This is a genomic window from Paenibacillus sp. P32E (assembly GCF_001909085.1).
GTDB lineage: Bacteria > Bacillota > Bacilli > Paenibacillales > Paenibacillaceae > Paenibacillus_AQ > Paenibacillus_AQ helianthi.
The window spans coordinates 1-12163 of record NZ_LVYY01000027.1 but is presented as its reverse complement, the minus strand read 5'-3'; the positions used below and the strand labels follow the sequence as shown (position 1 = coordinate 12163).

General features: G+C 47.4%; 10 protein-coding genes. 4 read left to right on the top strand and 6 right to left on the bottom strand.

Annotation, left to right across the window (positions count from 1 at the left end; all coding sequences use genetic code 11):
* Window positions 1-283 precede the first annotated feature (283 nt).
* Together A3848_RS22035 and A3848_RS22030 are read right to left on the bottom strand one after the other, a co-directional pair.
* Entirely contained in the window at window positions 284-616 is a 333-nt protein-coding gene (locus A3848_RS22035) for a hypothetical protein (protein WP_178382055.1), read from the bottom strand.
* A gap of 104 nt (window positions 617-720) precedes the next feature.
* Window positions 721-2163 carry a cellulase family glycosylhydrolase gene (locus A3848_RS22030; protein ID WP_074087008.1) on the bottom strand — a complete coding sequence of 481 codons (1443 nt, stop codon included), beginning with the start codon at window positions 2161-2163 and terminating at the stop codon, window positions 721-723.
* Between the two features lie 598 nt (window positions 2164-2761).
* Here A3848_RS22030 and A3848_RS22025 point away from each other — a divergent pair.
* Complete coding sequence (locus tag A3848_RS22025) at window positions 2762-3115, top strand: hypothetical protein (protein WP_074087007.1); 354 nt, start codon at window positions 2762-2764, stop codon at window positions 3113-3115.
* 92 nt (window positions 3116-3207) lie between these two features.
* Here the strand turns inward: A3848_RS22025 and A3848_RS22020 are convergent, their stop codons facing one another.
* Genes A3848_RS22020 through A3848_RS22010 form a run of 3 tightly spaced genes read right to left on the bottom strand, consistent with a single transcriptional unit; the run spans window position 3208 to window position 7246 of the window.
* Window positions 3208-5196: a chemotaxis protein CheA gene (locus tag A3848_RS22020; RefSeq protein ID WP_256702518.1), complete on the bottom strand. Its 1989-nt coding sequence runs from the start codon at window positions 5194-5196 to the stop codon at window positions 3208-3210.
* A 15-nt stretch (window positions 5197-5211) separates the two neighbouring features.
* Entirely contained in the window at window positions 5212-5637 is a 426-nt protein-coding gene (locus A3848_RS22015) for a chemotaxis protein CheW (RefSeq protein WP_074087006.1), read from the bottom strand.
* Between the two features lie 22 nt (window positions 5638-5659).
* Window positions 5660-7246, bottom strand: a complete 1587-nt coding sequence (locus A3848_RS22010) for a methyl-accepting chemotaxis protein (protein ID WP_074087005.1) — start codon at window positions 7244-7246, stop codon at window positions 5660-5662.
* A gap of 314 nt (window positions 7247-7560) precedes the next feature.
* Between A3848_RS22010 and A3848_RS22005 the strand changes: the two genes are divergently transcribed.
* Window positions 7561-8898 (top strand): MFS transporter, encoded by a 1338-nt coding sequence (locus A3848_RS22005; protein WP_074087004.1) that lies wholly within the window; start codon window positions 7561-7563, stop codon window positions 8896-8898.
* A 56-nt stretch (window positions 8899-8954) separates the two neighbouring features.
* Entirely contained in the window at window positions 8955-9710 is a 756-nt protein-coding gene (locus A3848_RS22000) for a PIG-L deacetylase family protein (RefSeq protein ID WP_074087003.1), read from the top strand.
* A 96-nt stretch (window positions 9711-9806) separates the two neighbouring features.
* Here the strand turns inward: A3848_RS22000 and A3848_RS21995 are convergent, their stop codons facing one another.
* Entirely contained in the window at window positions 9807-10652 is an 846-nt protein-coding gene (locus A3848_RS21995) for a GNAT family N-acetyltransferase (protein ID WP_074087002.1), read from the bottom strand.
* 146 nt (window positions 10653-10798) lie between these two features.
* On the opposite strand from A3848_RS21995, the gene A3848_RS21990 reads away from it, so the two are divergent.
* Entirely contained in the window at window positions 10799-11836 is a 1038-nt protein-coding gene (locus A3848_RS21990) for an asparaginase (RefSeq protein ID WP_074087001.1), read from the top strand.
* The last annotated feature ends 327 nt before the right edge of the window (window positions 11837-12163 follow it).

Genomic DNA, 12163 nt, shown 5'->3' with positions numbered 1-12163 from the left:
TCCTTAAAAATTTTCTATTCATAAAAAGTAAAGTATCAGGCGATTCCCCTGTTTCTTTACTTTACTTAGTGTTGTTCTGCTGCAATGTTTAAGTCGGTCTCATGCCCATCCTGGGTGGTAAGATAAACCTTCCATTCTCCGGAAATTCCGCTGCCATCAGCCATGTGGAAGGTTCTCGTTATGGATTGTCCCGCTTTCACATCCACATATCCATACTCATGCGAGCCACGAATTACATTAGCAATAATGATACCCGAACTGCCGTTATTTTTAATCCGTATACTTAATTCCTTACCATATTCAGGGACACAAGTGAAGATACTCTCAAAGCCCCCCTTCCCCGCGATCTACTATCTCTAATAAGATAAACACCATCTTGCGAAGGTGTATCGGCTTCGCTGACCATCTCCAGTGCCTCACCTGCAGTTTCCCTTAAGCCGGTTTTTGCTGATATATCAGCGGTCACAGTATTCGCTGGAATCCCTTCAGTTTCTACACCACAAAGCACAACTTCAAAATAAAGGATATATCCCATTATTATGGCATCCCCTACCTGCCCATCGTCAAGTTTATTTTGTCGCTCTACTTGAGACACCCCAGGTTCTTTGGCTTTCACCTGCTCATATTCTACTGAATCAAGCTGCAAATGACCAAAAATTGCAGAACAGCGGTCCTCCAAGTACTGGAGAATCGCTGCTCTTTGGATTCTATGGTTTCTAGTTAGTTTAATTGGAACAGATTCCATTTTTGCGCGTTCGTGCCATTGTCATCCCAAATTTGAACGTTGGTTCCATTTTCAGTACCAGCAGCATTGACATCCAGAGCTTTTCCGCTATTGCTGGCAATCAATTTGTAAGCACTTCCAACTTTAACAATGCTCCACTTCTGATTGGAACCGCCGCCATAACTCCATAATTGCACATTTGATCCATTGGCAGTCCCCATCTCAGCTACATCCAGACCTGTATTGCTATTGGCGTTAATAACCTTATACAAGCCTCCGCCAACATCGGTGATTATCCACTGTTGAGCGCCCGTTCCGTTATCATCCCAGATCTGTACATTTGTGCCGTTTGCAGTACCTGCTGCAGCTGCGTCCAGTGCTTTACCGCTGCCTACGTTAACCATTTTGTAGGTTTTACCAGAAACGATACCATCACTTGGAGGCGTTTCTGACTTTATCTGATCTCTGACAAATTTACCGGATGCCGTCAACTGCCCGTCAGACCATCCTCCATAAGGGCTTGCGCCAGGCGCCAATGCAGCAGAGGCTTCCGTTTTATCACATAACGACCAGTTGGTCCAACTCAGTTTTCTGTCTTTCATAAAATCCGTCCATACTTTAGATTCGGCAAGGAAAGGACCGCCGTCTCCGGAAGCGTCACTCGTTCCCCACTCTGTGACGAATACGGCTATACCTTTACTCCTCGCATAATCAATACGATCTCTCAGCCATGCACCATGGGTTCCAGCATAGAAATGAGTTGTATACATAATGTTGCTTTGGGCGATGGGGTTGTTGGCAGCATCCTGTACATCCTGGCTCCATGTTCCGGTTCCTACGATAATGATTCCATTCGTATCAATGGATCGGATGACCGGAATCATTTCCTCTGCATAGGGCTTAATGTGGCCGTTCCACGTAGCATACCCGTTAGGCTCATTGGCAATTTCATAGATCACATTCGGATAATCCTTATACAAATTGGCCATTTCTGCAAAAAAACCTTTTGCCTGTTGTTTATAAATATTCGGATCCTTTTCACCCAGCACATGCCAATCGATAATCACATAGATTCCCAAATCAATTGCGGCCTGTACAGCTTCTTTCACCTTGTTTTTTTGCGAAGGATCATTAATGTAGCCGCCATCTTGCGTATACATAGCTACCCGAAATATAGTTATACCCCAATTGTCTCTCATCCATTTCATGCTATCATAATTCACGTACTGGCCAAACCATTGCACACCATGGGAACTCATCCCCTTTAATTGGATCGCTTCTCCCGCCTGATTCACTAACTGGTTCCCGGAAACTCGCAGTTGGCCATTTTGGGCTACGACCGAATTAGCTTCGGCATTCACCTTTTGCGGGGGGACGAAAGATACGGTCATGAAGGTGATAATTAATGCACAAAAAACCGCAATCATTTTTTTGAACATATAAAGCTACCTCCTCAAATGGTTTGCTTCACATTTCCGTGCGCTATTTTCCGAGAATATCCCCCCTTCACTAAACTTGTAAATCTATGGGGTAAGTCTTGGTGTTTCATTTATGATGTAAAAGGTGAAGTGACCAGCTTAAGGGATGGTAGTTATCTAATCGTAGGGTGTAGCTAATAGGAATTACGGAGGTGCATTTGCATATGGAGGCAGTTAGATCATTAGATCTAAGAAGATTTATCGTTCAAGGCGGATTTGATTAAGAAACATAACAGATGGTGTATTCTCATGAAACCACATACATAGTAAAAGCTTACATATTATGTTATACTATACAATCATCGAACGCTTTTTTCAACCCAAAAAATCATATTTTCCAAAAAAACTTGAACACTGATGTTGTCTATTTGTATTAACAAGTCCTACAGCTCGCCGGTAATCCTAAAGTTCAGTCATCTGCCAGTACTTTACTGTAACGCAGTATTGAGAATAGAGAGACAGGCATGATATAATCTCTTAAGCCATTTAAGAGAATTTAGCCCCTTAAGACATAAGGGTTCAGGAGGGTCATATCATCACGAACAGTCACATTCGCATTGTGAAAGTATCCGCAGAAATAGAAAAGGACGAATATGAGATCAAGGTCAGCCATTGGCGGCTGCTTTTGGAGACAAGTCGTTATTATGAGATCAAGCCGGAGAATGGGCCGGTGAAAAGAATCTATAAAGAGAAGCTCAACACAGTTGTTGATGAAACCAAATCCTATACAAATGGCATTATGACATGTTCGGCATTTTGCATCGAAGAGCAAGTGGGCGAAATGCATATTAAGATTCTGCAAAGTCTTCAATCCAAGGTTAACACCTATATGAATGAGCTGCAGCTCAACCAAAGAGCGATCGAACATCTTAGTTCAGGCCCCCCTGCAAAGTCGCTTTTACCGGAGTTATGAACTAGTTAGAGCATTTAATTCAATAATAGCCGGAAGGACTTCACAGCATTGGGCTGTGTCCTTCCGGCTATTTGTTGTATAGGTCTGTTGAATTAATGACTTACCAGGTAAGCAGCATCCAAAATGAGGGCAACCCGGCCATTTCCAAGAATCGTTGCTCCTGAGAGATGGTTCATGGTTCCGAGATACGCTCCCAGCGACTTAATGACAACTTCCTGGTTGCCAATAATCTCATCCACAGCAAAAGCGGCAATCTTGTCAACAGATCTGACAATGACGAGCGGAATGGTCTTGGAGCTGCGCTCCGCCCGGGGATAATGCAATTTGTCTCTCAGCCAGGAGAGCGGGACAATCCGCTCATGGTTAAGTATTGCCTGCTCACCTTGCACAATTTGAATCTCTTCTGGTGCAATACGCACAATTTCCGCGACATTATACATCGGCAGAATCAGCACGCGTCCGGAGACTTTGACCAGAAGACCCTTAATAATGGCCAGTGTAAGCGGGAGACGGATAGTAAAAACAGTACCTTGTCCCGGTTCAGTTTGGATATCAACAATGCCATTCAGCCGTCCAATCTGACTGCGTACGATATCCATCCCGACCCCCCTGCCGGACACCTCACTCACTTCAGAAGCCGTCGAAAATCCGGGTTCAAAAATCAGATGAACCGCTTCTTGGGTTGATAAGTAACTCGCCTGCTCTTCGGATATGATCCCTTTACCAAGAGCCAAAGCCTTGATCTTACCAGCGTCGATCCCTTGTCCATCATCTTCCAGACGGATCACTACATGATTCTCTTCATGAAAAGAAGTTAAAGTGATTCTTCCCTTCGCCGCCTTCCCTCCGGCCTCCCGGACCTCTGGGCTCTCAATCCCGTGGTCCGCACTGTTACGGATCAGGTGGATCAAGGGATCACTCAGCTCCTCGATAATCATCCGGTCAAGTTCCGTTTCTCCGCCCTGGATCACCAGTTCAATATCCTTGCCCAGCTTCTGGGCTAAATCCCGAACCAGACGGGGGAATCGGCTGAACAGCTGATCGATCGGCAGCATCCGTGTCTTCATGACCCCTTCTTGCAGCTCCTTGATAATACTGCCCATATGATCGGATACACTTCCAATATCGGGCAGAACTCTGCCCGGATCGGAACGTTGACCGGCAGCACTCAAATCGGCTAAAGAGGTCTGCTCAATCAGCAGTTCACCGACCAGGTTCATCAGGTGATCCAGACGCTCCACGTTGACCCTGACCGTTGGATGGGAACCTTTCCCCCGTTCATCCGGCTTTGGGTTCCCCTGCTGTACAGGTGCCTCCGGGGCATGAACTAAGCTGTCCGTTCTGGACCATTTCAGCTCAAATGGAGCAATATGCATACTCTTCACATCAGAATCGACACCAAGCTGGTCCTGAATCTGTTGCCGCTCCTTCAAGGTAGCAACCACCACGGTAAACTGGCCATGCCGTTCGTCTTCATCCGCTCCCGGAGCAGCCGCTTTATGAAGAGAGACAGCAATAACGGTTCCACACACCTCTTCAATACGCTGCACCAGGATAAAATGTCTTGCAGCCTTCATCAGACAATCTTCCATCAGATTGACGCTTACAGCGAGCAGATGCTGTCCTGAGCCAGCTGCTTCCTCCGCCTGAAGCATTTCTGATGCGTTCAGAACCGGGGGCATGCTCCGTTCTGGTTCTGAACGCATGCTGATCAGGGACTTGATCTCGGACACCATACTGCTGCAATCTGTGTAATTACTTCCACTGATATACTCGGTGCGCAGCAGCTTCATTACATCCAGCGCCCGAAACAAGGTGTCAATCAGTTGGGAACTGATCTCCGGCTTCTTTTCCCGAACCCAATCCAGGATATATTCGACTTCATGGGTCAAGTCACTCATTTCCTTGAAGCCCATAGTGGATGAAGACCCTTTGATTGTATGTGCAGCTCGGAAAATCGTCTGGATCAGCTCCGGGGATGGGGTATGCTCCAATACCAGAAGCGACTGATCTATCCGTTCCAATTGGTCGTTCAGCTCTTCAATGAAAATATCGCGGTAGGCAGACAGCTCCATCATCATCTATTGTTCTCCTCCCTAACCGCCCAATACTTCCTCGAGCTTCAAGATACCGATCAGTTGGTCCTCACGTTGGCCAATGCCCAGGAATACGCCTTCACGGCTTCGGCCTTGTCCACTTGATGGGGGATGTACCTCTCCATAGGTGGTTACCTTATTCACTTTATCCACGATTAGACCTACAAATTCCTCCCGGAAACGGACCACCACAATTCTTGTGGCCCGTGTATAAGCCTCATCGGACATCCCCAGTAAATTTCGCAGACTCATTACGCAGACTACCTTGCCGCGAAGATTGACTACACCCTTTACTTCATTCCGGCTGAAAGGAATGTCGGTAATGCTGAGCATTTTGATAATTTCATGCACTTCTTCAATGCGAATGGCGCAGGTTTCCGGACCAACAGCCAGCTCTATATATTGTTCCTTCTGCAGTGTGGACATGAATACACCTTCAGTCTGTAGATTAGTGGGTTCTGAACGCACCCGCGGAGTGGGCAAGCTCCTCAGCGAGCTGGGCCAACGCCTGGCAGGTTGCTGCTGTCTCCTCCGAGGCAGCGGCAGACTCTTCACTAGAGGCCGCTATGGATTCAACCGAATTCATTACTTCGGCTGCTTGAGCCGATTCCTCTTCACAGGCTGCCGCTATTTCATTAACTTTGAGCGATGAGGTGTTGACCATGCTGATAATTTGCTCAAAGGCATGGCTGGTCATCGAAGATTGCTCAACACTTTCGGCAACAGCCCGGACACTTTGCTTGGTGTTCTCTTGCATAGCTTTGATGATTTTTGTAATTTCCTTGGTAGCATCACTGCTTCGTTCTGCCAGTTTCCGTACTTCATCTGCTACTACTGCAAAGCCCCGGCCTTGTTCTCCGGCACGAGCCGCTTCAATGGCAGCGTTCAGAGCGAGGAGATTGGTCTGTTCGGCAATATCGTCAATGACCTCAATAATATCGCCGATTTTGCGGCTATCCTCTTCGAGCTGTGTCATCTGGTGATTCACGGCTTGCATGCCCTGAAGCGAAGATTCCACCACGTAACCGCCTTCACGTGCTGTAATGACCGTTTGATTGGACAGCTCTGCGGCTTCCTCCGCACTTACCGCTACAGAGTTAATTGCCAGGGAGAGTTCTTTGAACAGTTCGGTAATACTTGCCGACGCCACGGACTGGGTAGTGCTGGTACTGGCAATTTCTTGTGTGCTCGCTGAGATTTCTTCGGAAGAGGCAGCGACGCTCTGCGAATTCATCACAATCCCGTTAATCAGCTCTTTGAGATTATCAACCATCCGGTTCAGTGCACTGGCCAATTGTCCGACTTCGTCCTTGGTAGAAATGTCTGAACGCTGAGTCAGATTCCCCTTTGCCACTTCGGAAGCCAGTCCAAGCATATTCAAGAGAGGCTTAGAAATGGAGCGGGCTATGGCGTAACCAATGAGAATACTTAGAATTACTGAGACTACAATGATTACGATGGTCAAGTTCAATGACGAAGCATAGGCCGATTGGGAGTCGGTATTCGTTTGATCTGCGAGTTGCACGTTCGTTTCAATCAGACCATTCAAATTTGCAACAACCATTTCTCCTTGCTGTGCTATTTGCGGCTTAAAAGCATTAAAATCAGTTGGATCTTTCTGCTCCGCTAAAATCATTCCTTGGTTAAACAATTTCATGTAATTCGTATATTGTTCATCAAAATCACGCAGCAAATCTTGTTCTTTCTGTGTAGTAGCAAGCGGCCGGTAGTTATCCATATACTTGTCAATTTCCTGGGTTGTGGTTTTGATTTTCTCCTTGTAGTCCGAAACTTCAGCATCTCCTGTTGCGGTACTCATATCCCTCAAAAATACTCTGATAGTCTGGTATTTAATCTGGGCAGCCGATAAATCCCGGACCGATATCAGATTGTTGCTATACAGCTCTTTTATGTTACCGTTGGCGCCGCGCAGCGTGAAGATCGAGAACACGCCTAGTCCCGCAAGTATCAAAGATACAATCAAAAATGAAGAGATGATTTTTGTTGCAGTTTTCAAATTACCATACCATTTCATTAGAATCCCCCCACAGATTAACATCTTAGTGTCTGGTCTGAAGGTCATGCATTCTTCTTGCACTCCCCCTGCATGACCTCTGAACAGCTTAGCTATATTTCGACATATTCTGCGGAATTATGAATAGCAATTTTCTGACAATGGTTAAATATGCTTATTTTTTTTCGTTCACTTTATTGCGTATATACACAAAAGGCATTTGATTCCTGTCAACCTGCAGCACACCCTTGACAATATGTGCAAATAAGTTATAAATAGACATAATTATGAAGAAACGAATTCTCCGAATCTTCCGAAGAAAAGAGGGCAGACGATTGACAACAAAAGTAACCTTGGCAGAAAAAGTGGTGTTTTCCGGCGGATTGCTGGGCCAAAATATGCTTTACAGCTTCATGTCGATGTACATTTTATTCTTTTATACGGACTTACTTGGCATTCCCGCAACGACAGCCAGTGTCATCTTGGTCACTGCAAGTATTTTCGACGCTTGCCTGGACCCGGTGATGGGGATGATCACAGACAAAACACATTCCAGGTGGGGGAAATTCAGGCCTTATTTGCTGTTTGCTCCGTTCCTGATCGCTGCCGCTACCGTGCTGTGCTTCATGGATTTCGGTACTTCCTCCACCCTGACCGTAGCCCTAGCAACGGTTTCTTATTTGCTGTGGGGAATGTTATACACGGTCTGCGACACCCCGCTTTGGGCGTTATCCTCTGTCATTTCCAAAGATCCTGCGGAACGGACACTGGTCGTAACACTGGGCAAAATCGGCGGAACCCTAGGTACAGTCATAATCACCATAGGCGGCATACAGCTCCTGCTTGCCTTCGGCGGTGAAAGAAGCACCGGAGCCTATCTCTACTCTGCAATCATCGTATCGGTCATTGCTGCGCTGGCTATTTGGCTGACTGGAATCCTTTCCAAAGAAAGAGTGGCCCCATCGGCTGAACGGATTCCCTTCCGCAAAAATCTGCAAACCATATATAAGAACAAACCTCTCCTCACTCTGCTGGCTTCACTGCTGATTATCAATCTCGTAACCGGCATCAGACAGAGCATTCAAGTCTATTATGTGGTTTATGTCTGGGGAGATGCCAGCTATGGGACACAGGTCGGAATCAGCCTGGTGGTCGGTATGCTGCTGGGTATGACCGCAACGCCCAAGCTATTGGGTGCCTTTTCCAAGAAAAGTGTATTTATCTCCTCATGCATCCTGGGCAGCCTCTCCTGTGTGGTTCCATATCTGTTCGGTGATCAGAATGTTCTGTTTACGCTAGTGTTCTTTGGGATCAGCTTCTTTTTCTCAGGTATAAGCATAATTGTCAGCACCTCGATGCTGCTGGATACGATTGATTATTCAGAGTGGAAATTGGGCTTTCGGGGGGAAGGGATTGTATTCTCTACGAATACCTTTATCACCAAATTCAGCGGAGCAGTGTCCAGGCTGATTATCGGGGCAAGTCTTGGGCTTCTGAATTACGTGGAGAATCAGCCTGCTACGCCTGGGCTTCAGCAGGGTCTGAGCTTTGTGATGTTTTTACTGCCCGCTATTTGTTTCCTTGGGGCCATAATTCCGATTCTGTTCTATTCGATAAGCGATAAGCAGCGGACACAGATTCTGATTGATTTGGAGAACCACAGGGCAATGTAGTCAGAACAGCCTAATTTCCATCCCCATACTTTTAGCAAAAGAAGGAGCGATTCAAAATGGATTCATCCACCCTCTACAGCCTTATGGCTCCTCCCGATCTTACGGATTGCCGGAGAATATTGTGTATTCAGCCCCATCCCGACGATAATGAAGTCGGCATGGGCGGAACGATTGCCGCTCTAGCGGAAAAGGGTTGTGAGGTTCATTACTTAACAGTGACGAATGGAGATTTGGGGAGTGGTGACGGTCTGTTGTCCCATGCCGAGATCGCCCGAGTCCGCTCGCAGGAGCTTGAAGCGGCGGGACGTTCGCTTGGAGCCACGGTGTTCCACCAATTGCCGCATGGAGACGGCACACTTGAGCATATTCCGGCTCTGGCGGCAGAGATTGCCGAAATCATCCGTACCATTCAGCCGGATACGGTATTCTGTCCCGATCCATGGCTTCCCTATGAAGCCCACTATGATCATATTGTCACCGGACGGGCGGCCGCCCAGGCTTTTCTGTCCTCGGGACTGCCGCTGTATCCCCGGGGAACCCGCACACAGCCCTGGCAGCCGAAAGCGATCGGATTTTATTTAACGGCTGAACCCAATACCGTGATCGATATTACCCGCTTCTTCGACCGCAAGTTCGCTGCCATGGCACTGCACAGCAGCCAGTTCAGTGAGGATACGCTGGCACTTTACTCTTTGTATTTCAAGAAGAAGGGGCTAGAACTGGCGGAAGGAAAGGATTTTGAGCTCGGGGAAGGACTTAAGGTGCTGTCTCCGCTTCATCTGCATTGCTTCGTGGATGCCGGACAGGTGTAGGCTGTCTTTTTCAATACCATTTACCGCACAAAAAAGGCACCCTCCCACGGAGTTGTGCCTTTTTTCAATCTTGTGCTTGCGACGCATAATCGAAATTTATCGATGTGACAGCCGGTAATACGGCAGCGTCAGTGACGGTTTGAATCCTAGTTTCTGTGCGAGATTGTACGACCCTTGATTCTCCAGGCGGCAAGCCCACACCGGTTCCAATGGATGGTCAAGACAATAATCGATCAATGCCGAACTTACGGTAAATGCATATCCCCTGCCCCGGAAGGCTTCCGCAGTCTCAATTCCAATTTCCAGCTGGCCACCTGCCGAGCAGGACGCAAACGCCGTAGAAGCGGTCTCGTCCCCCTCCATAATACTGAAGCCGACTCCTTCGGCAAGGAAATGCTCCTCATCACGCCAAAAGTACTTGGGGACCACTGAGCCGGTCAGAGTTGCAAACTGCTCTTTTCCCGTTCGTACAAGGGCTGCATCCTGCTTAAAGAACTGTGCTCTGGCAGCAAAATAAGCTTCACGGTCTAATCTGAAGTTCACTCTGGTATTTCTCTGAATTAGCCGATGATCGTCCTGTTCAATCATCCCGCCCCTTACCTGTAATTCACTATTATGTACAGCCGCTAACGCATCGATCCATTCACTCCATTCACCGGCCGGGTCTCCCTGCAGCCATTCCGCATACAGACGGATTCCCTCTCTGTCCAATATGTAATCAGACAGCCCACGATTAAAGCTGCTATTCGAGGAATCACCATAAACCAATGACATCCCGTATGGATGAACGACATAGAATGCTCGCGGTCTATCTTTGCTGTCGGCATAGACTTTGCCCGGAATTCGCTGCTCCAGCACAGCTCTCGCAAAGAGTGTGTTTATTTTCACCTGATCCAGCGCCGGCAAACCCTTGTAATAGTCTTGAACCTCCAATTCAATCATCTTCCAGCTCCTCCCTATAGATTGGTAATTTCCCTCAGTATACTATGTTCTGATTAAAAAACACCCTTAACCCCATATATCGTATGTTATAATACATTGATCCTCAATATACTTGATTTACGATATCATCTGAAAGGAAATTAGCGATGATTATTCCATCTCCGGAAGTGAATTTTACAGCTTCACCTTTTTATAATCCCATTCTTAAAAATGTGGTCATTCTCGCCACCGGCGGTACGATTGCCGGCAGTGGCGAAGCGCATAAAACCTTAAATTACGAGCCCGGTGCTCTGCCGATACAGGATTTGCTGGACAGTGTTCCCCATCTGGAACGGGTAGCGAATTGTGCGGGGGTGCAGGTCAGCAATCTGTGCAGCGCGGATATTACCAGCGAACACTGGCTGACCTTGGCCACTCTAATCAACACACTTGCACTTCGTGAAGATGTTCATGGGTTTGTCATCACACATGGTACGGATACCCTGGATGAAACCTCCTATTTTCTGAATCTGGTAATCAAAACCGATAAACCGGTGGTAATTACCGGCTCCATGCGTCCGGCTACGGCGATCAGTGCGGATGGCCCGCTGAATCTGTATCAGTCGGTGGCCTTGGCGGCCAACCCGGAGGCTTCCGGTCAGGGAGTCATGGTGGTTTTTGCTGAAGGGATTTACAGCGGCCGGGATGTGCAGAAGGTCAACACCTTTAAGGCCAATGCCTTCGATGAGCGGGATTTCGGGTGTCTCGGCTATATGCGGGACAGCCAGGCTTTTTTCTATACGAGATCGCTCAAAAAACATACTACCGCCGCCCAGTTTGACGTATCAACACTGGTTGAACTGCCGGAGGTGTCCGTGGCCTACTTCCATGTGGATGCCAATCCGGGCATTCTGGATTATCTGGCTACCATCTCCAAAGGCATTATTATTGCCGGAGCCGGCGGAGGCATCTACAGCAAGCCCTGGATCGATAAGGTCGGTGAGCTCAAAAACAACAATATTCCCGTCGTCAGATGCTCGCGGATATCCAGCGGCATTACATTGAAGGATTCCTATATCGACCTGTCCGCCAATTCGATTCCCTGCAACAGTCTGGTACCGCAGAAGGCACGGATTCTGTTGTCGCTGGCGTTGACCCAAACAACGGGTTACGAGGAAATCGCTGCAATGTTCAACGAATACTAAGCTATAATTACAAAGCAATTAGTCCAACGGGGGTGTCCCATAAGCCATGAAATGGCTACTTGGGACATCCCTTGTTTTTGGAGTCGGACAAACGTTGTGCTCCGTGAGGACGCTCCGCGAACGGACCGTTGTTCCAATCGCTCTTGTGTCCAGATTTTTTTTATTCCCCTTAGCGGTGAAAATCCGGACACAAAGGCGAACGCTATCGCTTTTCCACAATCGTTCCGTCCTCTCCGCTGTTTAAGCGGGAAACATACTACAATATTTATAAAAACGCAAAAAAGAAACCACTCTTTTGGTAAAATGGAAGTGCGACCAACCATTTCA

Excerpts from the sequence above, each read along its gene's own strand:
- A3848_RS22030 (WP_074087008.1), bottom strand. The coding sequence starts at position 2,163 with ATGTTCAAAAAAATGATTGCGGTTTTTTGTGCATTAATTATCACCTTC.
- A3848_RS22020 (WP_256702518.1), bottom strand. The coding sequence starts at position 5,196 with ATGATGATGGAGCTGTCTGCCTACCGCGATATTTTCATTGAAGAGCTG.
- A3848_RS22015 (WP_074087006.1), bottom strand. The coding sequence starts at position 5,637 with ATGTCCACACTGCAGAAGGAACAATATATAGAGCTGGCTGTTGGTCCG.
- A3848_RS22010 (WP_074087005.1), bottom strand. The coding sequence starts at position 7,246 with ATGAAATGGTATGGTAATTTGAAAACTGCAACAAAAATCATCTCTTCA.
- A3848_RS22000 (WP_074087003.1), top strand. The coding sequence starts at position 8,955 with ATGGATTCATCCACCCTCTACAGCCTTATGGCTCCTCCCGATCTTACG.
- A3848_RS21995 (WP_074087002.1), bottom strand. The coding sequence starts at position 10,652 with ATGATTGAATTGGAGGTTCAAGACTATTACAAGGGTTTGCCGGCGCTG.
- A3848_RS21990 (WP_074087001.1), top strand. The coding sequence starts at position 10,799 with ATGATTATTCCATCTCCGGAAGTGAATTTTACAGCTTCACCTTTTTAT.